Annotated in this window: 21 protein-coding genes; 8 read left to right on the forward strand and 13 right to left on the reverse strand. The window is 66.2% G+C overall.

Features of this window, described 5'->3' with window-relative positions:
- Positions 1-34: 34 nt before the first annotated feature.
- The 5 genes from AC3IT0_RS01040 to AC3IT0_RS01060 form a co-directional block, all read right to left on the reverse strand.
- Positions 35-841 (reverse strand): ATP-binding cassette domain-containing protein, encoded by an 807-nt coding sequence (locus tag AC3IT0_RS01040; RefSeq protein WP_489321990.1) that lies wholly within the window; start codon positions 839-841, stop codon positions 35-37.
- Complete coding sequence (locus AC3IT0_RS01045) at positions 838-2961, reverse strand: dipeptide/oligopeptide/nickel ABC transporter permease/ATP-binding protein (protein WP_489321991.1); 2124 nt, start codon at positions 2959-2961, stop codon at positions 838-840. Before AC3IT0_RS01045 ends, AC3IT0_RS01040 begins: the two co-directional genes overlap by 4 nt.
- 3 nt (positions 2962-2964) lie before the next feature.
- Positions 2965-3870 carry an ABC transporter permease gene (locus AC3IT0_RS01050; RefSeq protein WP_489323880.1) on the reverse strand — a complete coding sequence of 302 codons (906 nt, stop codon included), beginning with the start codon at positions 3868-3870 and terminating at the stop codon, positions 2965-2967.
- Between the two features lie 203 nt (positions 3871-4073).
- Positions 4074-5696 carry an ABC transporter substrate-binding protein gene (locus AC3IT0_RS01055; protein WP_489321992.1) on the reverse strand — a complete coding sequence of 541 codons (1623 nt, stop codon included), beginning with the start codon at positions 5694-5696 and terminating at the stop codon, positions 4074-4076.
- Between the two features lie 175 nt (positions 5697-5871).
- A complete protein-coding gene (locus tag AC3IT0_RS01060) occupies positions 5872-7596 on the reverse strand; it encodes a sialidase family protein (RefSeq protein ID WP_489321993.1) in 1725 nt (574 codons plus the stop codon).
- A 65-nt stretch (positions 7597-7661) separates the two neighbouring features.
- Between AC3IT0_RS01060 and AC3IT0_RS01065 the strand changes: the two genes are divergently transcribed.
- The gene (locus tag AC3IT0_RS01065) at positions 7662-8600 is read left to right on the forward strand and encodes a PfkB family carbohydrate kinase (protein WP_489321994.1); all 939 of its coding nucleotides are present in this window, start codon (positions 7662-7664) and stop codon (positions 8598-8600) included.
- Positions 8601-8713: 113 nt separating this feature from the next.
- On the opposite strand, the gene AC3IT0_RS01070 is transcribed toward AC3IT0_RS01065, so the two are convergent.
- The gene (locus AC3IT0_RS01070) at positions 8714-9442 is read right to left on the reverse strand and encodes a helix-turn-helix transcriptional regulator (RefSeq protein WP_489321995.1); all 729 of its coding nucleotides are present in this window, start codon (positions 9440-9442) and stop codon (positions 8714-8716) included.
- On the opposite strand from AC3IT0_RS01070, the gene AC3IT0_RS01075 reads away from it, so the two are divergent.
- Entirely contained in the window at positions 9324-9668 is a 345-nt protein-coding gene (locus AC3IT0_RS01075) for a VOC family protein (protein WP_489323900.1), read from the forward strand. The genes AC3IT0_RS01070 and AC3IT0_RS01075 overlap by 119 nt on opposite strands.
- 34 nt (positions 9669-9702) lie before the next feature.
- On the opposite strand, the gene AC3IT0_RS01080 is transcribed toward AC3IT0_RS01075, so the two are convergent.
- Complete coding sequence (locus tag AC3IT0_RS01080; protein ID WP_489321996.1) at positions 9703-10407, reverse strand: DUF1905 domain-containing protein; 705 nt, start codon at positions 10405-10407, stop codon at positions 9703-9705.
- A 163-nt stretch (positions 10408-10570) separates the two neighbouring features.
- Positions 10571-11749, reverse strand: coding sequence for an ABC transporter substrate-binding protein (locus AC3IT0_RS01085; protein WP_489321997.1), 1179 nt, complete (start codon positions 11747-11749; stop codon positions 10571-10573).
- A gap of 216 nt (positions 11750-11965) precedes the next feature.
- On the opposite strand from AC3IT0_RS01085, the gene AC3IT0_RS01090 reads away from it, so the two are divergent.
- From AC3IT0_RS01090 to AC3IT0_RS01100, 3 genes are all read left to right on the forward strand, one after another.
- Positions 11966-12784: an HAD family hydrolase gene (locus AC3IT0_RS01090; RefSeq protein ID WP_489321998.1), complete on the forward strand. Its 819-nt coding sequence runs from the start codon at positions 11966-11968 to the stop codon at positions 12782-12784.
- A gap of 102 nt (positions 12785-12886) precedes the next feature.
- Positions 12887-13135, forward strand: a complete 249-nt coding sequence (locus tag AC3IT0_RS01095; protein ID WP_489321999.1) for a hypothetical protein — start codon at positions 12887-12889, stop codon at positions 13133-13135.
- A 27-nt stretch (positions 13136-13162) separates the two neighbouring features.
- Complete coding sequence (locus AC3IT0_RS01100; RefSeq protein ID WP_489322000.1) at positions 13163-13960, forward strand: glycerophosphodiester phosphodiesterase family protein; 798 nt, start codon at positions 13163-13165, stop codon at positions 13958-13960.
- A gap of 54 nt (positions 13961-14014) precedes the next feature.
- On the opposite strand, the gene AC3IT0_RS01105 is transcribed toward AC3IT0_RS01100, so the two are convergent.
- The 3 genes from AC3IT0_RS01105 to AC3IT0_RS01115 all read right to left on the reverse strand — a co-directional run bounded on the left by AC3IT0_RS01105 (position 14015) and on the right by AC3IT0_RS01115 (position 18425).
- Positions 14015-14953: an EAL domain-containing protein gene (locus AC3IT0_RS01105; RefSeq protein ID WP_489322001.1), complete on the reverse strand. Its 939-nt coding sequence runs from the start codon at positions 14951-14953 to the stop codon at positions 14015-14017.
- Between the two features lie 288 nt (positions 14954-15241).
- Positions 15242-16780, reverse strand: a complete 1539-nt coding sequence (locus AC3IT0_RS01110) for a putative bifunctional diguanylate cyclase/phosphodiesterase (RefSeq protein WP_489322002.1) — start codon at positions 16778-16780, stop codon at positions 15242-15244.
- 19 nt (positions 16781-16799) lie between these two features.
- Entirely contained in the window at positions 16800-18425 is a 1626-nt protein-coding gene (locus AC3IT0_RS01115; protein ID WP_489322003.1) for an ATP-binding protein, read from the reverse strand.
- A gap of 133 nt (positions 18426-18558) precedes the next feature.
- On the opposite strand from AC3IT0_RS01115, the gene AC3IT0_RS01120 reads away from it, so the two are divergent.
- From AC3IT0_RS01120 to AC3IT0_RS01130, 3 genes are all read left to right on the forward strand, one after another.
- The gene (locus tag AC3IT0_RS01120) at positions 18559-18945 is read left to right on the forward strand and encodes a DUF7793 family protein (RefSeq protein ID WP_489322004.1); all 387 of its coding nucleotides are present in this window, start codon (positions 18559-18561) and stop codon (positions 18943-18945) included.
- Positions 18946-18999: 54 nt separating this feature from the next.
- Positions 19000-19824 (forward strand): class I SAM-dependent methyltransferase, encoded by an 825-nt coding sequence (locus tag AC3IT0_RS01125; RefSeq protein WP_489322005.1) that lies wholly within the window; start codon positions 19000-19002, stop codon positions 19822-19824.
- 72 nt (positions 19825-19896) lie between these two features.
- On the forward strand, positions 19897-21021 hold the full coding sequence (locus AC3IT0_RS01130) for a glycerate kinase (RefSeq protein ID WP_489322006.1): 1125 nt from the start codon (positions 19897-19899) through the stop codon (positions 21019-21021).
- Between the two features lie 14 nt (positions 21022-21035).
- Here AC3IT0_RS01130 and AC3IT0_RS01135 read toward each other — a convergent pair whose 3' ends face one another.
- Together AC3IT0_RS01135 and AC3IT0_RS01140 are read right to left on the reverse strand one after the other, a co-directional pair.
- On the reverse strand, positions 21036-21530 hold the full coding sequence (locus AC3IT0_RS01135) for a DUF6328 family protein (protein ID WP_489322007.1): 495 nt from the start codon (positions 21528-21530) through the stop codon (positions 21036-21038).
- 279 nt (positions 21531-21809) lie between these two features.
- Positions 21810-23174, reverse strand: coding sequence for an integrase core domain-containing protein (locus AC3IT0_RS01140; RefSeq protein ID WP_489322008.1), 1365 nt, complete (start codon positions 23172-23174; stop codon positions 21810-21812).
- Between the last annotated feature and the right edge of the window lie 33 nt (positions 23175-23207).

The raw sequence follows: 23207 nt of genomic DNA on the forward strand, positions 1-23207 counted from the left end.
TTGATGGTTAGACGAAAAACTTCTTGGGGGAAAGCTAGATGTGGAGCAGGCTCGGGGCGGCGCCCAGCAGCTTCTTGGTGTAGTCGTTGGTGGGGCTGTCGAAGACCTGGGTGGCGGTGCCCTGCTCGACGATCTTGCCGAAGTACATAACGCAGATGCGGTCCGAGACGTAGCGGACGGTCTGGATGTCATGCGAGATGAACACCATGCCGAGGTTCAGTTGCGTCTTCAGGTCCGAGAGCAGGTTCAGCACCTGGGCGCGGACGGATACGTCCAGGGCCGACGTCGGCTCGTCCGCCACAATGATGTCCGGGTCCAGGGCCAGGGCGCGGGCGATCGCCACACGCTGGCGCTGTCCGCCGGAAACTTGCGACGGCGTGACCTCGGCCGCGGACTGCGGCAGGCCCACGAGGGCCAGCAGTTCCTTGACCTTGGCCGCGCGGGTTGCCGCGGTGCCGATGCCGTGGATCTGGAGGGGGTCCGTGAGGATGTCCTGGACGGTCATGCGCGGGTTCAGCGCCGTGGCCGGGTCCTGGAAGACCACGGACACGGAGCGGCCGAATTCCTTGCGCATGTGCGCGTTCCGCTTGATGGCGGGCTTGCCGTGGAACAGGACCTCGCCCGACGTCGGCGTCTGCAGTCCCACAAGCACGGACGCGAGTGTGGACTTGCCGCAGCCGGACTCACCCACGATGCCCACGGTTTCGCCGCGGCTGATGCTGAAGTCGACGCCGTCGACCGCTTTGACGATGTTCGGGCGGAAGAGCCCGCCGCCACGTGCGTGGTGGTGGACCTTGACGTCCTTGAGCTCGATGACCGGCTTGCCGGTGGATTCACTCACTTTGCATCCTCCTTCAGGTGGCTCGCCCAGTAATGGTCAGCGTCCCCGCCGCCGGCGGCTCCGACTGACGTCAGGACCAGCTGCTGGTCGGGGTCGGCGTCGGACCGCAGTGAACGCGGGGCGAAGCGGTCGCCCGGGGCGAAGTCGCGCGGGGACGGGACGGTGCCGGGGATCTGGTGCAGGCGGACGGCGTCGGCCTCGATGGAGAGGACAGCGCCGAGCAGGCCGCGGGTGTACTCGTGCTTGGGGTTCTGCAGCAGCTCCGAAGCCTGTGCGGATTCCACCACCTGGCCGGCGTACATGACCGTGATGCGGTGGGCCAGGGAGGCCACCAGGGCGAGGTCGTGGCTGACGAAGACCATGGCGAAGCCGAGCTGTTCGCGCAGTTCGTTGAGCAGGTCCACCACCTGTTTCTGGACGGTGACGTCCAGGGCGGTGGTGGGCTCATCGGCCACCACGATCTTCGGCGAACGGGACAGCGCCATGGCGATCAGCACGCGCTGGCGCTGGCCGCCGGAGAGCTCGTGCGGGTAGCTGGCGAGCGTCCGGACGGGATCGAGCTTGACCAGTTCCAGCAGCTCGGCCGGGGTCTTCCGGCCGCCGCGCTTGGTCAGCTGCTCCATCTGGTCCTTGATCTTCATGGACGGGTTCAGGGAGCTCAGGGCGTCCTGGTAGACCATGGCGATCTGCTCGCCGCGCAGGCCCTCGTAGGCCTTGACGCTGCTGTGCTTGATGGCCGGATCCAGCAGTTCCTTGCCGTCGAACTTGATGGAACCGGTGACCTGCGCGGTCTTGGGCAGCAGGCCCATGACCGCGAGGGACGTGATGGACTTGCCGCAGCCGGATTCGCCCACCAGGCCCATGGTTTCGCCTTCGCGGACCGTGAAGGAGACATTGTCCACAATCGCGGTGTCGCCGAAGCGGCCCGGGAAGCGGATGGACAGGTTCTTGACCTTGAGGACGTTCCGTGCGCCGGCCGGGACCTGGGGGAGGCGGTCCGTACGCTGGGCCTCGATGGCGGAGAGCAGTTCCAGTTCCTTGTCCAGCAGCAGGTGCGGGTTCGCCGCGGCCAGCTTCGGATCGGTCAGGATGGCCGCTTCGTTGTAGTGCTCCTCGGTGAGGACGTCACCATAGGCGGCGCGCACGCCGTCGAGCTCGTGCTCTTCCACCACGGAGGGCTGGGCCACGGACGTCGCGATCTCGGTATCAACAGCGGCGCCGGCAACGGCGGCGGAGGAGCCGTCGTCGTCCTTTACTACAGGAGCCTTGCGCAGTTTCGGGTTCACCATGGCGTCGGTGAGGCCCTCGGCGAGGATGTTCAGCGAGAGCACGGTGAGCAGGATGGTCACACCGGCGAAGGTGGTGGCCCACCAGCCGCCGGACAGGACCAGGTTGCGGCCGTAGGAGATCACGTTGCCCCATGACGGTGCAGGGTCCTGGACGCCGGCGCCGAGGAATGACAGCGAGGCTTCGAGGATGATGGCGTCAGCCACCATGACCGTGGCGAACACCAGCACGGGGGCGGCGGTGTTGCGGACGATGTGCTTGAGCAGGATGTAGAAGCGACCGGCGCCGATCACACGCTCGGCGCGGACGTAGTCTTCGCCGTACTGGGAGAGCACGTTGGCGCGGACCACGCGGGCCAGCTGGGGTGTGTAGATGATGGCGATCGCGATGATGATGGTGGGAACCGAGTTGCCGAACGCGGCCAGCAGCACTGCCGCCAGGGCGATGCCCGGGAACGCCATCAGGATGTCCATGAGGCGCATGATCAGTTCGTTGACGGCCTTGCTGGATGTCGCGGCGAAGGAGCCCAGCAGGGCGCCCGCCAGGATGGCCAGGATCACGGCGCCGAGGCCGATCATCAGCGAGGACTGGGCGCCGAAGAGCAGGCGGGAGAAGATGTCGCGGCCCAGCCGGTCGGTGCCGAAGAAGTGCTCGGCGCCCGGCGGGGTGGCGGGGATGAAGGTTTCCAGCGGATCGTGCGGGGCGATGACCGGCGCGAAGACGGCTGCGAGGACGATCGTGATGAGGAAGAGGAGGGCGATGCGGGAGCCCCAAGGCAGGGCCTTGAAACGGACGCCCGGGGCACTCAGCCGTTCAGCAAGCTTGCTACGCATGAGCTATACCGTCCTGATTCGGGGGTTGATGAGCAGGTACAGGAGGTCCACCACGATGTTCACCAGAACGAAGGTGACCGAGATGGTGAGCACCACGCCCTGGACCAGGTTGACGTCCAGGTTGGTGATGCCGTTGAGGATCAGCTGGCCCATGCCGGGCAGGGCGAAGATCATTTCAATCACGACGGCGCCGCCGAGCAGGTAGCCCACGCGCAGTCCCAGCACGGTCACCGGAGTCACCAGCGCGTTGCGGAGGACGTTCTTGGAGACCACCTCACGGTAAGGGACACCGTTGCCGATGGCGGTGCGGACGTAGTCGCGGTCCAGCTCCTCCACCATCGAGGTGCGGACCACGCGGATCAGCGAGGCGGAAACCGGGATGCCGAGGGCCAGGGCCGGGAGGGCCATCGAGTTCAGCCAGCCGCCGAAGCCGGATTCCGGCGTCGCGATTCCTCCGGAGGGGAACAGGGGGCTGGCGCCGAGCGCGAACCACTGGATCAGCAGGATGCCCAGCCAGAACGACGGCGTGGCGATCGCGGCGATCGAGAAAACCCGGACCAGCTGGTCCTGCCATTTGTCCCGGTAGAGGGCGCCGAGGATGCCGAAGGCAAGGGACACGACGATCGCGATCAGTACGCCCAGGAAAGTCAGCTGCAGCGTCAGGGGGAACGCTGAGCCGATCATGGAGGCCACCGACTTTGCCGGCGGGGTGGTGACGCCGAGGTCGAACTGCAGCAGCTTTCCGAGGAAGCGGAAGTACTGGAGGACCAGCGGATCGTTCAGGCCGTTTTCCTGGCGGTACTGCTGCTTCGCTTCTTCGCTGGCGCCGTCGCCGAGGGCGGAGCTTGCCTGGTCGCCGGGTGCGGCCTGCAGGACAAGGAAGACGAGCAGGGTGATGCCCAGGATCATCAATGGCAGTGCTGCGAGTCTGCGGCCGAGCAGACGCAATATCGTGACCAATTTGTTCTCCGGTTTTGTTTGGTTGTGCCGCGGGGGGTGCGTCACGGGGTGGTGCTTCTCAGCCCAGAGGGGCCATGGCCAGCGGGCCACAGCCCCTCTGCTGCGTCGAGTTGGTGGTGCCTGATCCCGGGAAGTCCCGGGGGATTCGCTCCTTAGGAGGTGCGTCCGACGTCGATGAACGACATGCCGGTGGTGGGCAGCGGCTTGAAGCCGTTGAGCTTCTTGTCGTCCCAGGCGGAGGGCAGCTGGCGGTGGAAGATCGGGTACAGGGGAAGTTCCTCGGAGACAAGGTCCACAATTTCGCCGGTGATCTTCTTGGCGTCTGCTGCGGCTGCCTGCGAACCCTTGTTCATGAGTTCCTGCAGCTTGGCGCGCTCCGGAGCGGTCCAGTAGGCCCGCTTTTCCATCCAGGTGGCGCCCGAGTAGAACCAGCTCAGGAGCAGGTCCGCGTCGTTGCCGAAGACGGACGGGTCGCCCGGGGCTGCGACCACTGTGTAGTCGCCCGTGCCCACGCGGTCCGTGTACAGCGCGCCGGACTGGATGCTCTTCACGGAGACCTTCACGCCCGGGATCTTGTTCCAGGACTCGAGGATCAGCGGGGCAACGTCCTTGACCCAGGCGGTGTCCGTGGTGAGCAGCTCGAATTCGAGGCTCGTGACGCCGGCCTGCTTCAGCAGGTCTGCAGCCTTGTTGGCGTCGTAGCCGTAGACGTTCTTGGCCTTGACGTAGTCCGGGTGGCCTTCCTGGAAGTAGGAGCTGGCGGCCTTGGCGTTGCCGAACAGGGCCTTCTTGATGATGGCTTCCTTGTCCAGGCCGTAGTGCAGGGCCTGGCGGACCAGCTTGTTGTTGAACGGGGCCTTGTTGCAGTTGAACAACAGGAACATCAGGCCGAAGGACTGGACTGATTCAACCTTGACCTTGGACTTCAGGCCATCGATGTCCAGGTAGGGGACGTCCTCGATGGCCTGGACACGGCCGGACTGGACGGCGGTGACGCGGGCTGCGGCGTCGGAGAGCAGGAGCCAGGTCATGCCCTTGGCCAGTGCCGGCTTGGGGCCGTTGTAGTCGGCGAATGCTTCGAAGACGATCTTGTCGTCCTTGGCAGCGGAGATGAGCTTGTAGGGGCCGGTACCGACGGGCTTGGCGTCGAAGGCCTTGAGGTCGGTGGCGAGGGCCTTGGGGACAATCTTCACCACGGAGATGCGCGGTCCGAAGCCGGGGAAGGCGTACTTGAGGGTGAACTCGACCGTCTTGGCATCAACAGGCTTGACGTCCTGGATGAACGGGATGAACTGCGAGAACAGGGACTTGTTGGCCGGGTCCATCACGCGGGTGAAGGAGAAGGCGACGTCTTCGGTGGTGACCGGGGTACCGTCGTGGAACTTGGCGCCCTCGCGGATGGTCACCTGGTAGGTGGTGTCGCTGACCTTCTTGGGGTCCGATGCCGCCAGCGCGTTGTACGGCACGCGGGTGGCCGGGTGCAGCTCGATGAGGCCTTCGAAGATGTGCAGGTTGGCGGCCATCGGGGTGGCGCCGGAGGAGCTCAGCGGGTCGAAGCCGGTGGAGAGGGCGTAGGAGATGCCCGCCTCGATGGTGAGGTCCTTGTTGACTGCCGCGGCGCTCGCTGTGCCGCCGGTGGTGGTTGTTGCCGGGCTGCCGCAGGCGGCCACAGAGGCGGTGAAGGCTGCGGCGGCGCCCATGGCACCGGTCAGCTTAAGGAAGTTCCGGCGGCTGGCGTCATTGACCAGCGGCAGGTTCTTGGTGATGTTGTTCATGAGGGCCTCGCCATTCCAGAAGGTTTATCGGATGTAGGACGTCCGAGCTCGTATGTCGACTGTAAGCGTCATCACAGGTTCACGTCAAGCGCCAGTTTCCCGGACGCTCTCTCACATAATGTGGGTTTTCCCGAAACGCTCTCTCAGATCCTGTGGGTTATTCCCGGACGCTCTCTCAGTCCGCCGTGCTGACGTCGCCTGTTCGGGTGTCAAACGTGAAAGCACGACGGCGGCGCACGGCAGTGCCGCCGCTCTCGGTGGTCACCTCGTAGGCCACGTCCGCATGGCCCTGAGCCACGTCCGCCTCCGTGACGGTGTACCCGGGCGTGAAATACAAGGTTTCCTGCCCGGCGCCAAGGTCCGCCGCGGGGAACGCGTCCGAGCCGGGACCGGACAGCCGGACCCCGGAAATGGGCAGGGCTCCGTCGTTGCGTGCCCGGCCCGTGAAGGCCAGGATGTCGCCGGCCTTGTAGCCGGGAATGATGGGGCCATAGTTCAGGTCCTGTGCCTCCCGCGTGCCGATGACCTGCGCAGCTTCGGCCGAATAGCCCTGGCCGATTTCCTTCCAGGTGTGCACGCCCCAGTCCTCGCCGCCGGGCTGCAGGACGTGGAACTCGCCGGCGTTCTGCCAGACCTTCGGCCGGCCGGGCGTGATGGAGCGCAGTTCCATGTCGAAGACCAGGCCGGCATTGCCATCAGGTTCGGATCCAGGGTCAGCGGCGGCGGCAGCCGCCCGGCCCGCAGCGGCCACCTGATCAAGAAGCTGTTCCGCGGGCACCGAAACAAACACGATTTCCCGGTAGCCCTGCCGTTCGTAGAGGACGCCGATGTTGCCGTCGGGGAGCCGGGCCGCCGTTGAATAGGCCGAGCTGCCCGGACACAGGACCAGCTTCGCCGGCCAGCTGGTTCCGTTGTCCGTGGACAGGCTGATCACGGTGTTCCGCCGCAGTGCCGTGTCGTGGTTGTTCGTGGCCAGCAGCCACGAGTCGGTGGCCTCGACGGCAACTGAGGCCACGGATGGCAGGCCGTCGAAGCGGACCAACGAGCCGTTGTCACCCGGGTCCGGGAGGTCCTCAACGGGGCGCAGGGCGCTCCAGGTGGCCCCGCCGTCGTCGGACGTTGCGGCAAGACGGCACGGGGTGCCGCGGCTGTGCAGCAGGAGCCGGCCGTCCTGCAGGGCGGCAACCTTGTTTTCGTTGGGGGCGTGGCCGTGCGTCCGGGCGCCGATGAGCTCGCCGAGCGTCCAGGTGTCGCCGTGGTCGTCGCTGTACGCGGAGGCGGCCATGATCTCGCCGCCGGCCAGGACCACAAACTGCTGGACCAGCCGGCCGCGGTAAGGGCCGGTGTGGATCTGGATGCCCTGCCCCGCCGCGGCGAAGATTCCGGTGATGTCCGGCTCGTCCGTCCTTGGCCCACGCGGGTGAGCCGGCGGGCGGAGCTTGAGCTGCGCGGTGATCCTGCGGTGCTGCCAGGTCAGGCCGTCGTCGTCGGAGAAGCTGAGATCGCAGTGCTGGACGTCGTCATCGGGCTCCAGCCCGGCCGCTGCTTCGAAGAATCCGGCGTGCGTTCCGGCGGCGTGGAACATCAAGATGCGGCCGGTCTCCACGTCCACCAGGAGGCTCGGATCGCCGTAGCCGTTGAGGCCGCCGCCGGTCCGCACCACCTGCTGCGCGCCCCAGGTCCGGCCGTTGTCCGTGCTGCGGCGGAGCAGGAGATCGATCGGGTTGGGCAGGTCATCGAGGTTGGGGCGGCCGTCGTAGGCGGCCAGCAGGGTGCCCTGCCGCGAGACCGCGAGGGCGGGGATCCTGTATTGCCGGTAGCCACCGGTGCCGCGGACCGCCAGGACGTGTTCGACGTCGGGCAAGGCAGCCGACATTGGCGGGAGGACATGGGATGTCATATCTCCATGGTATGCGACTCGTAACACGCCTGTGTAGGCGGGCACATCTCTGGCAGAGTATGACCATGCTCACAGTAATTGGCGAGGGCCTTGTTGACGTTGTCCAGCGCGCCTCCGGAATCGAAGCCCACGTGGGCGGCAGTCCCCTAAATGTCGCGGTGGGCCTGGCCCGCCTTGACCACCCCGTGCAGTTCATCGGCCGCTACGGCCTCGACGCCTACGGGGATTCGGTGGCGGCGCACCTGCGCTCCAGCTCGGTCATGCTGCCGCTGGGCCCCGATGAGCTGCCCACCAGCGTGGCCACCGCCGTAATTGACGACGACGGCGCCGCCACCTACACGTTCGACCTCGCCTGGGAGCTTCCCGGACTGGCGGACCGCCTCGCCTTTATGCTGCAGGGAACCACCCTGCTGCATACCGGCTCCATCGCCACGATGCTGGCGCCGGGCGCCGCGGCGGTGCTCGCCGCCGTCGAGCACGCCCACCCCGCCGCGACGATCAGTTTCGATCCCAACTGCCGTCCCAGCATCATCACCGACGTTGATTACGCGCGGACGCAGGCGGAGAAATTTGTCTCCCTTGCGGACGTGGTCAAGGCCTCGGACGAGGACCTGGAGTGGCTGTACTCGGGTGTGGACGCGCGGGAATCGGCGCGCCGCTGGCTGTCGCTGGGCGGTTCCGAGGGGCCGGCCCTGGTGGTGGTCACGCGCGGCGCGGCCGGTCCATGGGGGATTACGGCCGCGGGTGAAGCCGCGGTTGACGCGCCGCGCGTGGAAGTGGCCGACACCGTGGGTGCCGGTGATTCCTTCATGGCTGCGCTGCTTTCGGGGATCGTGGACCGGGGCCTGGACGGTGCGCAGAACCGAAAGGACCTGCGCGAGCTTCCGGCCGAGGGCCTGGCCGAACTCCTGGCCCACGCTGCCCGCGCGGCGGCCGTCACCGTTTCCCGCCCGGGTGCCAACCCGCCCACGCGTGCCGAACTGAACGCGGTCCCGGCGGAGTAAGAAAGCTTTCCTCATCGATTGCTCCTCCCCACCGGCCCCCTCGCCTCGCAAGCTCGGCCAGGGAACCTTGCCGGCGTGGGCCCATGCGCCGTTTTGAGGGGTCAAAAGGGCGTTTACGGAGCAGCCGATTGTTCAAATGTTGGTGGCGCGGGTGAATCGCTCACCCATTCGCGCAGGTACGCCTTGAGTTCTGGCGGGGAGCGCACTTCGAAGTCGGCCCCGATCGTGCCGAGGAAAAGTGCTATCCAGTCAAGGGAGTCCACGTCCGCCCGCATAATGCCTTCCTGGTCGAGTGTTTCTTCGACGACGGCCCACCGGCCAACTTCGGTACTGACTGCAACCGCCGGCGCGTGGATCAATACTTCGACGCGGTACCGCCGCGGAAGGTTCTCGATGCCGGTCCGGACAAACTCTGCAGCGTCACCGCCGGGCAGGTCGCGGGAACGGAACCGCCCTCCGGTTCGCACGGCGTCGGCCAGCCGGTCGAGGCGGAAGCTGCGCCAGTTGTGCCGGGCCAAGTCGTACGCAACCAGGTACCAGCGCCGGCCCAGGGAGACCAGCCGGTGCGGTTCGACGTGTCGCTCACCCTGCTGACCGTCCACGCGGGCGTAGGTGAACCGCAGACGTTCGGCATCCCGGCAAGCCTGTGCGATCAGCGTAAGAACCGCCGATTCGACGTCGCCCGCCGGAATTTTATCTGCCCATATGGCTGGGACCTCAGTAGTGATGGTTGCCGATCGCAAACCGGACTGGCCGTTCACGCCCAGCCTGCTCCAGGTATACGTGGACGATCTCCCCGCAGCCCTCGAACGGGCCCAAGGCCTGGGCGGGACTGTTGTCACCGATCCCACCGACTTGTACGGCACAACGCTCGCCCGAGTGCTGGACCCGTGGCGCAACCTGTGGTGGATCTGGCAACACCGGGAAGCCCCCTCATGGGAGCCGGAAAGAGCAGAGTCCGGCTTGGCCTCGTACGAGGATCCTGAAGAGGGTTGGAGCCAGGACTCGCCTGAGCTCACCTACATTCACGACACGCTGCTCAAAACCATGCGCGAGCTCGGACGGTGACGAGCGGCTGCCCTGATATGGGGTGGCCTGGCTTTCAGGGCTCCGGGCTCCGCAGATGCTCGTGGTGGCCCACCGCGTAGGCCTCGCGGAGCCAGCTGGCAAGTTCGTCGTCGACCTCTGATGCCTCGGTCACACGCACCGTGTAGAGATGCGTGTACGGAGACAATGTTTCGACCCGTCGGAATCTGGGCGACTCAACCCGGCGTGTCAGCCAGAGGTCCACATCAAGCCACTTGCTCGCAGGTTTGACCCCGGCGAACCGGACCCGAACCGTAAAGGCCACACGGTCGCGGTACCGAACCAGCGTCACCGGGCCGATCGTCTCAACCGTCCGGCGCGTCGACGGTGTCCGCGCGTCCTCGAGGAAGCGCGTCAGCTCCCGCCGGTGCGAAACGGGCAGCTGCTCCCATTTGTCCGGCGCTCCCACGGCCGCGTCCAGGGCGGCAGCCAAATCTCCGGGCGGGATGAACTCGTTGGCGTTGAGCGCTAGAACGTCCACGGTGACGGTTTCCCCGACGCGCACGCCCGTTGCCGTCCGCAGGCCGCCAGAAAGATACAGGACGTGCCGGCCGGACTTGCCCGGCATCACCGTGGCGTTGAACTCCGTGCCCCTGAGCTTTCCGGTCACCCTGATCCGGCCATGCTCAGCAAGCGGCAGCAGTTCAGCCACCGCTGTCGTCGGGACGTCCACAAATGTATGGACCCCGCGCAGCTGAACAGTGGCGGTGAAACGGACCATACGGTCATTATCGACCCGGCCGGTCGGCTCGAAAAAGGAATCCTGCGAGTACGCGGGTGACCGCTGCCCCGGCCGAGTACCGGGTTCTGCCGCATCCATTGCTCCGTAACCGCCGTTTTGAGGGGTCAAAAGGGCGCCTACGGAGCAATGGATGGAGTTTGGCTTACTCCTTGCCGAGTCCGGCCGCGGAGGTCTTCTCCCTGGTGACCTGGTTGAGGGCCGCCAGGTCAAAGATGCCGTTGATGTCCGCCTGCTTGGTGGTGCCGGCTTCCACGCCGTCCTTGAGCAGCTTGGGGTACGTTCCGGCGAGCGGATCCACGGTGAAGACGATGTTCTGCAGGGACCGCTCGATCACGTCGGCCTTGAGTTCGGCACCGGCAGCTTCCTTGAGGGCAGCGTTGATGATGGTGGCCTTCTCGCCTGCAGCCGCGCTGTTCAGCCAGTCAACGGACTTGGCGTGGCCCTTGAGCAGGGCCTTCACGGTGTCCGGGTGCGCGGCGGCGAACTTCTGGTTCACGATCAGGATGGTGGTGGGGAACTTGCCGGCCTCGCCGGAGAGTGATCCGTCCCAAAGATCCTTTTCGTCCACCAGGACCTTGGCCCCGGCGGTCAGCACCAGACGGGAGGCCCACGGCTCAGGCAACCACGCGCCGTCGAGCTTCCCATCCTGGAACAGTTTCAGCGTCTGGGCGTTCTCCGTCGGGTTGATGGCCACGTCGCCGCTGCCGTCAACGTTGGTTTTGTAGCCCTGGGCGGAGAGCCACGCGCGGAGCGCCACGTCCTGCGTGCCGCCGAGCTGCGGCGAGGCGAGGGTCTTGCCTTTCAGATCGGCAGCGGAAGTGATCCCAGGACGCACAACCAGCTGCGCGCCACCTGCGGCAGCGCCCGCGATGACGCTGACGGACTCCCCCTCGCTCTTGACAAACGAGTTGATGGCCGGGTTCGGGCCGATGTAGGTGGCGTCGATGGCGCCGGCGTTCAGAGCCTCGATCGCGGCGGGCCCTGCGTTGAAGACCTGTGTGCTCAGCTTGGTGGCGCCCAGTTCTTTGGCGATGTGGCCCTGGCTGACACCCACCAGCGCGGGTGCGTGCGTCACGTTGCCGAAATAGCCGAGCTTGAGCTCTGGTGCCGGGTTGCCGGCCGGTGCGGACGCCGCGGAGGTGCCGGCGTTTTTGCCGGAGAAGGCCGATGCCACGGCCACGCCGCCGCCGACCAGGGCCAGAATGCCTGCCACGATGCCGATCTTCAGGCCGAGCGGACGCTTCGGTGCGGACGTCTGGCCGGCCACGATGCGGGTTGCCGCCGGTTGGTTTTGCGGAGTGTTATCCGGGGGAGTTGTCACGGTATTTCCTTTGCTTGCGGAGATGTTGAAGATGAGATTACGGACGGCCCCCACGCCCCACAACGGCACCGGACACGGACGTTCACGCCACGACGCGCAGGCTCAACAGAACGTAGCGCGGCGTCAAAAAACGTCGCCGGGCGACTCCAGCGGGCCAGCCGCCAGGGATGAAGCTTCACGGCCCGGGAAACCCCGTGCCCCACGTAGACTGGCAGGATGCGGCTGGTAGCAAGTGATATTGACGGAACGATTCTTGGGCACGACGGAAAGATCAGTGACCGCACCGTCCGGGCCTTCCACGCCTGCCGGGACGCCGGGATCGAGCTCGTTTTTGTCACCGGCCGCCCGCCGCGCTGGCTCCACCCGCTGGAGGAACAGCTGGGCCACACCGGCACGGTGATCTGCTCCAACGGCGCCGTGGTGTGGGACCTCGAAGCGGACCGGCTGGTTTCCGCCCGGACGCTTGGCCTGGATGCGGTGCTGGAACTGCGGCGGATCATCAAGGAACTGCGCCCCGCCGCGCTCTTCGCCGCGGAAACGCTGACCGGATTCCACCTTGAGCCCGGTTTCATCGAGAACGGGTCCAGCGAGCTGCTGGCCGAATTTACCCCCGCCCCGCTGGCCGAAACGCTCACCGCGGACGACGCCGTCGTGAAGTTCCTGGCGATTGTCAGGGATGGCACCGCGGACGACTTCCTGGCAGCGGTGCGGCCCGCCGTCGCCCATCTCGCCTCCGCGACGCACTCCGCGCCCGCCGTGGCGATGCTGGAACTGGCGCTCCCCGGGGTCAACAAGGCCGTCACCCTGGCCGAATACGCCAAAGCGCTGTCCATTGACGCGGCCGACGTCGTGGCGTTCGGCGACATGCCCAACGACGTCGAAATGCTGCGTTGGGCTGGCCACGGGTACGCCATGGCCAGCGGCCATCCGGACGCCATCAACGCCGCCGGACAGCAGGCGCCCCACTTTGACGACGACGGCGTGGCCCAGATTCTGGAGGCCAGGCTCGCGGCGCTGGGGGTAGGGCTGTCCTGACCTGACTTTCGCAGCAGGAATTCACAGCTTCCGCTCACCTCCCGTTCACGTTTGCCGCCTACCGTGGGCCACGGATACACATCCGCAGCAAAGGGGGAAGTCATGGCAAGGAACGGCAACCAACGCGCGGCCGAAGCGCCGCTGCGCCCGGCAGAGCCGGCTGCGCACTGGAAGGCACTGAAAGAGGGCGACCGCGTGCGCGTCCGCCTCAGCCAGGGATATGAAACCGGCGGGTTCGTGGATGCCATCACGTGGGACCACACTGCTGTGTGGGTGGACCTCGACAACGGCCATGGCCGCACGCTGCTGCACTGCAGTGACGGCGTGGAGATTGTGCCGCAGGACGCATAGCCCAGCGCCTCGGGTACGCTCACAAGCGTGACTGAGCCGTTTTTTGATGCTTCCGGCGGTGCCGCCTGTCCCATCGCCATGGCCCACCGCGGATTCTCCCGGGAGGGGCTGGAGAACTCGATGGCCGCCTTCCGGGCCGCCGCCGAACTTGGCTATGAGTACCTCGAGACGGACGTGCACACCACCTCCGACGGTGTGCTGCTGCTCGTCCACGACGACACCCTGGACCGGGTCACCGACGGCCGTGGCCGGATTTCCGAGCTGACCGCTGCCGAGGTTTCCACGGCGCGGATCGGCGGGCGAGAACCCGTGGCGCTGTTCGATGACCTGCTGACGGCCTTCCCGGCTGCCCGGCTGAACCTGGACGTCAAAGACTGGAACTCCGTGCAAAGCCTGGCCGCCGGCATCGAACGGCACGGCGCGCATGACCGGGTCCTGGTGGCCAGTTTTTCGGACCGCCGACGCCGGGCGGTGCTGAAGCTGCTGAGCCGTCCGGTGGCGTCGTCGGCAGGGATGGTGACGAATGCGCTGTTTGTCCTGCTGGGCCCGGTCCTCCCGGCTGCCTGGCTGCGCTTTGTGCTGCGGGGTCCGTTGCGGGATGTCCAGGCGCTGCAGGTTCCGGTCCGCTATGGGGCGATCCGCGTGGTGACGCCCGCCTATGTGCGGCGGGCGCACGCCCTGGGCCTGGTGGTCCATGTGTGGACCATCAACCACCCCGCCGAGATGCGCCGGTTGCTTGACCTGGGCGTGGACGGGATCGTGACGGACCGCGCGGATCTGCTGAAGCAGGTTCTGCAGGAACGCGGCGAGTGGCCCGGCAGCTGACCCGTTTTGAGCGTGGCGGTTTTGAGCGTGCCGTCAGCCGCCGCGCGGTCTACCTCAGTCAGAACCGCCGGTTCCGTGAGCGTGATCGGCTGCGGCGGCGAGGTGGCGGAGCCCGTCGGGGTCGAGCGGCGTATTCCACGCCGCCCAGTCCTTCGGCCGCACGGAGGGCCGGCCCAGCAGGTAGCCCTGACCGGCGCTGAAGCCCAGCTCGGTGAGGACCTTCAGTTCTTCGGCGGTTTCAACACCTTCGGCCACCAGAACACTGCCGATCTGCTCCGCGAAGTCCACCAGGCACGCGGCCAGGGCATGTTGGGACGTATCCGTGTCCACGCCGCTGATCACGTTCCTGCCCAGCTTGATGAAGTCGGGCCGCAAATGAAGCATCCGGCTGAGGGCGCCGGCGCTCGGGTGGGAATCATCGATAGCGATGCGCAGCCCGCGTTCGCGGAGCGGCGTAATTGCGGAAATGAAATGCGAGTATTCTTCGTCCTGAATTTCGTCCGTCAATTCGAGCACAATGCGGTCCATTGACAGTTCGATGTGGTCAAACAATTCAGGCAGCCGGGGATCCAGGCATGACCTTGGGGAGATGTTCAGGGACACATAGAGGTGTGGCGGGAGTTTCGCGGCAGCGGCGGCTGCGGAGGCGAGGGCCGAGAATTCCAGGTTGGCGCCCAAGCCAACGGCGGCCGCCTCCGCGAACCAAAGTTCCGCGCTGGCGCCGTCATCGCTGACAAAGCGCGACAACGCCTCTACGCCCACCACGTCCTTGGATTCGAGGCCGTAGATCGGCTGGAATGCGGTCATCAGCATCTGGTTTTCCAGGAGAGCGCTGATCCGGGACAGGCTGCGCAGGGAATCCAACTTCTCGGCCAGGTGTGGCGGCATGGCGCTGAGCGGCTGCGGGAAACGCGCGGTGTCCGGGGTTTCCACGTCTGTAGTGTCCTCTTGCCGGCGTTCCAGAAGATATTCCAGCAGTGCCCGTTCCGGCATGCCGGGGTTTTCCCCCAAGCGGTCGCTAAGGCGCTGACGTACTGCCGCGCCGGCAGGATCGGAATCCCCCAGAACCGCAGCAATAATTCCCCAAGCTTGTACCCGAACCGTCATTAGCAACGCCCCCAGCTGACGAAGTAATGGCTCCTTGGCCCCTTTATTTTCAAATTTCCAGATGCCTTCGGAATGCGTTACTCCTGATTAATGCCGATCTTCCTGGCCTCGAAGAACCGGATACCGCAACTCGATAGTATATCGGGATGAGCAAAAAGCGCAGCCCTTAATCGATCAACCTCTATTACTTTCGGAAGAAGTTTCGGCCAGCAGCGCGGGAATCCGTTCGGGCGGGAGGGGCTTGCTGAAGAAATAGCCCTGTGCGCTGAGGCACCCGAGGTTCCTGAGGTGCTCGGCCTGTTCCGCTGTTTCCACGCCTTCCCACACGGCTTCGAGGCCGCAGGCGCGCACCAGCTGCAGGACTGCAGCCACCAGTGCCGGCTGGCTGGGGTCTGTGCCCAGGCCCTCGATCAGGGACCGGTCCACTTTAACCCGGTCCACCGGGAGCCGGCGCAGGTAGCTGATGGAGGAATATCCGGTACCGAAGTCGTCGATCTCGATCCCGACGCCCAGTCCCCGCAGCCCGCCCAGGGAATACCGGTCCAGTTCGTTGCCCCTGACGATGGCCGCTTCCGTCAGCTCCAGGACCACCTGCTCGGGACGGACGCCTGTCTGCTTGAGCACGGCGCGGACGTCCTCGATGAACTGCAGGCTCTGCAGATCCGTTGCGGAGATGTTGATCCGGACGGAAAACCGGCTGTCCACCACGTCGGCATCAATCCAGCGGCGCAGCTGGCCTACAGCCGTGCTGAGCACCCACAGGCCCAGCTCGGAGATCAGCCCGGCATCTTCTGCCAGCGGGATGAACTCGTCCGGCATGATGCGGCCGCGGGTGGGGTGGTCCCAGCGGATCAGGGCTTCCACCCCTTCAATGCGCCCGGTGCCCAGTTCAACCACGGGCTGGTAGTTCAGCACCAGGCCGTCGCCCTTGATGGCGGCCCGGAGGTCCTCCAGGAGTTGGCTGCGGAGCCTGCGGATGAGCAGGAGCCCGGGTTCGAAGACGTGCAGCCGGTTCTGGCCCTCGGCTTTGGAGGCGTACATGGCCACATCGGCCTCCATCAGCAGGTCCTCGGCCCTCCGCCCGGCCGCCCCGACGCTGAGTCCTACACTCGCCCCGCAGCGGACGGTCCGGTCAGGCAGGTCGATGGGTTCCTTAATGGCTGCCAGGATGCGCTGGCCTACGACGGCGGCCTGGTCGGGGCCCGTGGCCGGCATAACGATGGCGAACTCATCCCCGCCCAACCGGGCAACGACGTCGCTGCTCCGGACGGCGCTGCGGATGCGTTGCGCCACGGTGATCAGGACCTGGTCGCCGGCAGTGTGGCCGAGGGTGTCGTTGATGGATTTGAAGGCGTCAAGGTCAAGAAGGAGGATAACGGGCTGGCTGAGGGCATCGCCGTCGTGGTCCTGGGTGGACTTGAGTGCGGCCAGAAGCGCCGAGCGGTTGGCGAGGCCGGTGAGGGGATCCTGCATGGCCATTATCTGCATTTCGCGGTGCGCTTCGTGCAGCAGCCGCGTGCGGACCTCGACGCGCTGCTCAAGCTCTTCGTAGATGATCTGGAGGTCCTCGGCCAGGAGGTTGGTGCCCATGATGATGGCGTCGAGCTCGTCCCGGGCCGGCGATACTTCGATCCGCGACTGGAGGTCTCCGGAGGCGAGCCGGACGATGCCATCGAGCAGCTGGGAGAGCCTGGGGTCATCGTCAGCGAACATCTGGTGCCTCCTTTCCGGTTCAGGGTTCGTGGGACGCGTGGGCTCCAAGGGGGAGGTTCACGGTAACAGCGGTGCCAACACCCAGCTCCGAGGTTACGTCAATGCGTCCGCCGTGGCGTTGGACGATGTCCTGCGTGATGGCGAGCCCAAGTCCGGTGCCGGGAACCGCCCCGGACATCGCGTTCGAGGCGCGGTAGAAGCGGGTGAAGATGTGGGCTATCTCGTCGCTGGAGATCCCCATCCCGGTATCCGAGACGCTGACCGTCGCCCACCGCGTGCCGTCTGCATCTGTCCGCGTCAGGCTGACGACGTCGATCTGTCCGCCGCCGGGGGTGAACTTGATGGCGTTGGAGACCAGATTCGTGAAAACCTGCTGCAGCTGAACCTCATCTGCCAGGATTTCCGGGTCCTCCGAGGCGAGGGCCATCACAATGGCGACGTTCTGCACTTTCGCGAGCGGCCTGAGTGCAGCGGTGACGATTTCGAGCGTCCGCGCCAGCCGGACAGGGGCCAGATGCAGCGGGCTTTGCTCATGCCCGTTGCGGGAAACGCTCAGCATGTCTTCGATCAGCAACCGCAGCCGTTCGGTGTTCCTGACCACGATGTCCAGCATCTGGTGGACCTCGCTGGACACGGGGTGGGACGTATTCTCCTGGATCATGTCCAGGTACGCCATGATCGATGTCAGCGGCGTGCGGAGCTCATGGTTGACGGTGGCCAGGAAGTCGGTCTTGGCTTTGTCCAGCTGCTGGAGCTGCTTGACCACCTGCTGCTGGCTGGTGATCAGGTGGCTTTGGATCAGGCCGTGGGCGGCATTGCCGGCCACGTGGTGGATGAGTCCGAGCTCGGTCCGCGACCAGTCCCTGGGCGAGTCCATCAGGGCTATCCAGATCAGGCCCAGCGACGAGCCGCCTTCCCCCATGGGAATGGCCAACGAGGCGGCGGCGCCGAGTCTTGCGAGTTCGGCCGGCAGCCCGACGTCGCCGGTGCCGCCGGGCACGAAGGCTCCCTCGACTGTCAGGGCCTCTGCCCGTGCCCACAGGAGATCAGCCGTCCTGCGTGCCGGTTCCTCATCACTGAACAGGCCATCCGGCAGGGGAGTCAGCCTGGACCGGTGCCACTGGGCGGTGATGGGCGGCACCCGGTCGTCGTCGAACGTTGTCAGCCAGACCCGGTCCGCGCCGAAAGTCTCGCCGAAACCCCTGACCACAAAGTCGGCGATCTGCTGCGGATGGTTGGTTCCGCGGACGGCCGCCGATACCTGCCGCAGCCTTTCGCGTAACGTCTCCGCTTCCTGCCGCGCTTCATTCCGGCGGGAGACCAGGTTGATCAGGGCTGTGGCGCGGTGGACAAGTTCCTTGGCAGCAGGCGGTTTGGCGATGGAGTCCCGTACGCCGGCATGCTCCACCGACTTGATCTCTGCCGGACTGTCGAGATCCACGAGGACCAGCACAGGGGCGGTCACGTCGACGTCGGAGAGTGAACTGTCCAGGACCAGGACGGAGGGCTCGCGCTGGTCCAGGAGGGCCGTCAGGCTGGCGGCGTTAGCGGCCGCGGTGACGGTGAAGCCCGCCGCCTCCAGCGTCGTCGTCGTGAATTCCCGGCGCCCGGGGTCGGGGTCCGCAACGACAGCCAGGTATGGCACGGTTGCGAAATGTGGTGTGTCCGCAGGCAATCTGCCCCCTTCGCTCCTGAGTGAGCACCCGTTTGCTCCTGACTGAGTACATTGTAGGGTGACGGAGCACACCTGTTCCTATAAGAATGCGCGGAGGGTAATCGTGACGAGTCAGCCTGCGGAAGCAGCCAAGGCGGACCTGACGCTGGATGAACAGGGTGTTGTCCAGCTGAAGTGGCCGCGGGGTGTGTCCATCGCGGAATCCGACGCCGAGGCCGCCATGCAAAACGTGAACGACCTGTGTGGGGCCCGCCGCCATCCCATGCTGGTGGATATGGCCACGACGGCCCAGGTCAGCCCGGGAGCCCGTGCCGTCTTTGGCCGCCCCTGCCAGGCCTCCCGCATTGCGCTGCTGGGGGCGTCGCCGGTTGACAAAGTACTGGCCAACTTCATCCTGGGCATCAACAAACTGCCCTGCCCCACGCGGTTCTTTACGTCCCGCGACGACGCCATGGCCTGGCTGCTGAAGGAGCCCGCGGCCACAGCCTGAAGGAACCCGCCCGGCCAAACCGCCGGAGCGTGCTTGGGGTCCTATATTTATACGATGCCATCCCCAGCGAAACAGGTGCTCTCCGCCTTGCGGAAGTACCTGATCCTGCCCAAACTGATCAGGCTGTCCTGGTCTGCTCCGAAGAACAGGACTGTGGCGTGGGACCGGTATTGGGCCGGGATCGCCAGGACGGGCGCCCGGGGTGACGTGCTGTGGGACTCCGGCACGGACCACGAAATGCTGGGCTACCGGGACGTCCTGCACCGGCATTTCGATCCCAGCCTTCCCGTGGTGGATGTGGGATGCGGGCACGGCGCCTTCAGCCGCGCGCTGACAGTGTTTTCACCGCGGGTCCTGGGCGTTGACGTGTCTGCGCACGCGGTGGCCCGTGCCCGTGGTGAATCGGCGGGTGTTGAGGGTGTCAGCTACCTGGCGCGTGACATGACCGAGCCAGGGGCGGCTTCCGGGCTGGTGGGATCCACGGATGCCAACGTCTTTGTCCGCGGTGTGCTGCACGTCCTGACCCCGGCCGATCAGGCCGCGCTGCTGGAAAATCTGAGGCAGCTCGTGGGCGCCCGCGGCACAGTATTCCTGGCGGAGACGAACTTCCAGGGCAACCCGGTGGAGTACGTCGCGCATCTGGGTGCTTCACTGCGGAGCATCCCGGCCCCGCTGGAGCTGGCTATCCGGAACCTGCCCATGCCGGGCCGCTTCGGTCCGGAGGAGCTCGCCCGCGTGATGCCCAACGACCGGTGGACGCTGGTGGAGGACGGGGCCGCAACCATCGAGACGAATCCGCTGATGGACGCTGCGGGGAACAGCCGCGTGCCGGGCTACTTTGCGGTGCTCAGGGCCAAGGATCCCGACGCCGGCCGGTAGCGGCCGTCACGTACTGTCCGCATGCCGGATTGGGCAAGCGCTTTCCCGGGCTCGGCTGGCATGATGGACGGCATGCGCATTCTCATTGCTCCGGACAAGTTCAAGGGCTCGCTCACCGCCGCGGAGGCCGCCGCCGCCATCGCCGAGGGTGCGCTGCGCGTCTACCCGGACGCTGTGGCCAACCAGTTTCCGATCGCCGACGGCGGTGAAGGAACCCTGGAGGCTGCCGTTTCGGCCGGCTACGAGGAGCGGCTCAACGCCGTCGTGGGTCCCATCCTCGCCCCCGTGGGAGCCGCCTGGGCCATCCGGAAGAACGCCGACGGCGGTGCTACCGCCGTCATCGAGACGGCGCAGGCCTCCGGCCTGGCTGAGATGGAACCCACCCCCGCCAACGCCCTGCGGGCCCACAGCTACGGCTGCGGACAGCTGATCGCCGCGGCCCTGGACGCGGGAGCCACGGAGATTGTGCTGGGCCTGGGCGGATCGGCCATGACCGACGGCGGCAGCGGCGCCCTGCGTGCGCTGGGCCTCAAGCCGCTGGACGCCGCCGGCAACGTTGTCCCGCTCGGCGGCGGATCACTCGCCGACGTTGCAACCCTCGACACCACCGGACTGGACCCCCGCCTGTCCGCCGCCTCGTTCCGGATCGCCGTGGACGTCCAGAACCCGCTCTATGGAACCACGGGCGCGGCCCACGTCTTCGGGGCCCAGAAGGGCGCCGACGACGAGGCAACCGAACAGCTCGACGCCGGTCTCCGCAACTGGGCGTCCGTCCTCCGGGAGGCCACTGGCCGGGACGTCAACATCCCGGGCGCCGGGGCAGCGGGCGGCTTCCCGGCGTCGTTCCTTGCCTTCACCAACGCCGGGCTGGAAGGCGGGTTCGCGCTCGTCGCAGGGCTCACCGGCCTCGCAGGTCAGCTGGACAACGCGGACCTGGTGATCACCGGCGAAGGTTCCATGGATTCGCAGTCGCTGACCGGCAAGGCCCCCATCGCGCTCGCCGACGCGGCCCGGGACCGCGGGATCCCGGTGATCGTCGTGGCGGGGCGGATCCTGGTCACGCCCGAGGACCTGGCCGGGCACGGCGTGGTAGCCGCCGCGCAGCTGCTGGATGTTGCGGCCAGCCCGGAGGACGCCGTCGCCAACGCCGCAAAATACCTGGCCTGGGCCACCAGCCAGGTCCTGGAAGGCGCCTGAAGGCCGGGGCAGCTCTACCGTTTCGCTGCGCGCTTGTTGAGGTTCAGCGGAACGTAGATCAGCAGGACCAGGAGGACCGCCAGCAGGATTCCGCCGGCCGTCAGGCCGGCGGTGCGGCCAGCCGTCACGTCAAAGACCAGGGCCGCTGTCCCCACACTGAGCATCCCCACGCCGGCCAGGGCGATCTTGGTGATGGTGTCGGCGCTGGAGACCAGGGTTTCCTTGAGCCGTTGGCGGAAAAGCCGGCGGTGGACGCTGACGGGAAGCAGAATAAAGGCCGTTGTCAGGGCCGCGATCACCACATTGACGAGATAGAGGGCCACCTGGAAATCGTCCAGGTCCTCGAACCGCTGCTGGAACGGCAGCGTCAGGAGAAAACCGGCCAGGATCTGGACCCCGGTCTGCAGCACCCTGAGCTCCTGCAGCAGCTCGGCCCAGTTCCGGTCCAGCTGCTCCTCGCGGGTTTCATTCCGTCCGGTGCTGCCGGTGAAGTCCTCGATATCCGACATGTTTCTCCTCGCTTCGGGGCCAGGCGTGTGCTCCAAAACTAAGCTGAAGTTGCGCCAAGGGCAACGCTTAATAAGTTTGCTGATTATTTCCTCCGGGCGGTGGAGCGGCCGTGGCCAGCACGACCGTTGCGGCCAGCGCCGTCCGTGCGGGCCAGGGCCGTTCAATGGAGTTTTATCCCCGGACTGTGATGTCTCCAGACATCGGTGACAGTTCTGCCTCAGGACAATGGTGACACTTGCTGCATCAAGACATCGGTAACAGTCCGCTCCTGCGCGCCACTACTTTCGGAACCGTGCTCGGGCCTTGCCGATCCCGACGTATCCGGTGCCTTCTGGCGGCCAGAAGTACTCCGCGATGACCTCGCCTTCGGTGTTGGCGAACACGACACCGTCCGTGTCCCAGACGGCAGTGACGATTCGTCCGCCCATCCGCTTGGTTACCGAGTACAGGGTCCTGCCGATGTTGACCACGCCGTTGGGATAGACCTTGAGCTTCTGGCTGCCGGTGGCTGCCGGGTGGGCAATGCTGCCGCTGATCTTCTGTGATGCTGTGGCCTCGGAAGAAGCTTCTGCTCGCGGCTCCGTGGTGGTCTGCCCTGCCGCTTCCGTATCGGCGGCCGCCACTGGTTCGGCAGCGCTCGGTGCCCCGGTCACCGGCCCCAACACCTCGGGTTCGGGAAGAACCGGCACTGGTTTGGGCCGGGGTGCTTCGGTAACGGCCGTGGCATCCCAGGACTGCTTCGGAGTGATGCGCCCCGGCAATCCCTGGTGCGGACGCTCGGTGTTGTAGATCAGGTCAAACCGGTCGACCTGGGCCTGGAGCTCTGCGTGGGATTGGGCCAGGGGCTGCTTGTCCAGCCAGCGGAACAACGTCTGATGGAACCGCTCGTTCTTTCCCTGGGTGGTCGGTTTATATGGTTTGCCGGTGATCGGCTCGACGCCGAGCGAGGAGACGTAGGTGACCAGCTGGCCTTCCCACCCCCGGCGTGAAGGATTTAGGGCCATGCCGTTATCCGTGAGCAACCTTTGCGGCACACCGTGGGCGGTGATGCCCTTCTTCACGACCGCCAGGGCCGCCTCACTGGTTTCGCCGGCCGCCACGTGGGTGGCGAGTGCGAGGCGTGAATGATCATCCTGCAGCTGGAAGATCACGCACTTGCGCCCACCGGTGAGCACGTACTCGGTGGCATCCAATTGCCAGCACGCGTTCGGGGCCGGATAGACGAACCTGCGGTAAGCGGCACGGGGCTTCTTCTTCGGCTCCAGCCGGGCCACGTTCTTCTCCCGAAAGATCCGTGCCAGCGAGGCCACGGACGGGGCGCGCATCTTCAGGGACACCATCTTGTCGTGCACGCTGATCGGCCCATGATCCAGCCCCGAGGATTCCAGAGCGGCCCGCACCTTCAACGCGTCTTCCTTGAGGTCCTCGGTGAGCTTGGTGGGTGAGGTTTTCGGGCGGCGTGAGCGTGGCTCCAAGGCTGCGGCCTGGCCTTCATCGCGTGCCCTGGCCCGGATCGCGTAGAACGTCTTGCGGGTGATGCCGTGCTCGTCGCAGAATGTGGTGACGGACCCGCGGGGTGCATCATCGGGCCACTGGGCGATCGCAAGGCGGATACGGGCGTTGATGGGCTCATTCTTATTCACCCGTCATTCTTGGTTTCCCATGCCATGCCGGCC

Source organism: Pseudarthrobacter sp. KH_020_B (genome assembly GCF_057840185.1).

Coding starts and splice junctions, on each gene's coding strand:
- AC3IT0_RS01045 (WP_489321991.1), bottom strand. CDS start 2,961: ATGCGTAGCAAGCTTGCTGAACGGCTGAGTGCCCCGGGCGTCCGTTTC.
- AC3IT0_RS01050 (WP_489323880.1), bottom strand. CDS start 3,870: ATGATCCTGGGCATCACCCTGCTCGTCTTCCTTGTCCTGCAGGCCGCA.
- AC3IT0_RS01055 (WP_489321992.1), bottom strand. CDS start 5,696: ATGAACAACATCACCAAGAACCTGCCGCTGGTCAATGACGCCAGCCGC.
- AC3IT0_RS01060 (WP_489321993.1), bottom strand. CDS start 7,596: ATGACATCCCATGTCCTCCCGCCAATGTCGGCTGCCTTGCCCGACGTC.
- AC3IT0_RS01065 (WP_489321994.1), top strand. CDS start 7,662: ATGCTCACAGTAATTGGCGAGGGCCTTGTTGACGTTGTCCAGCGCGCC.
- AC3IT0_RS01080 (WP_489321996.1), bottom strand. CDS start 10,407: ATGGTCCGTTTCACCGCCACTGTTCAGCTGCGCGGGGTCCATACATTT.
- AC3IT0_RS01090 (WP_489321998.1), top strand. CDS start 11,966: ATGCGGCTGGTAGCAAGTGATATTGACGGAACGATTCTTGGGCACGAC.
- AC3IT0_RS01095 (WP_489321999.1), top strand. CDS start 12,887: ATGGCAAGGAACGGCAACCAACGCGCGGCCGAAGCGCCGCTGCGCCCG.
- AC3IT0_RS01105 (WP_489322001.1), bottom strand. CDS start 14,953: ATGCCGGAACGGGCACTGCTGGAATATCTTCTGGAACGCCGGCAAGAG.
- AC3IT0_RS01110 (WP_489322002.1), bottom strand. CDS start 16,780: ATGTTCGCTGACGATGACCCCAGGCTCTCCCAGCTGCTCGATGGCATC.
- AC3IT0_RS01125 (WP_489322005.1), top strand. CDS start 19,000: ATGCCATCCCCAGCGAAACAGGTGCTCTCCGCCTTGCGGAAGTACCTG.
- AC3IT0_RS01130 (WP_489322006.1), top strand. CDS start 19,897: ATGCGCATTCTCATTGCTCCGGACAAGTTCAAGGGCTCGCTCACCGCC.
- AC3IT0_RS01135 (WP_489322007.1), bottom strand. CDS start 21,530: ATGTCGGATATCGAGGACTTCACCGGCAGCACCGGACGGAATGAAACC.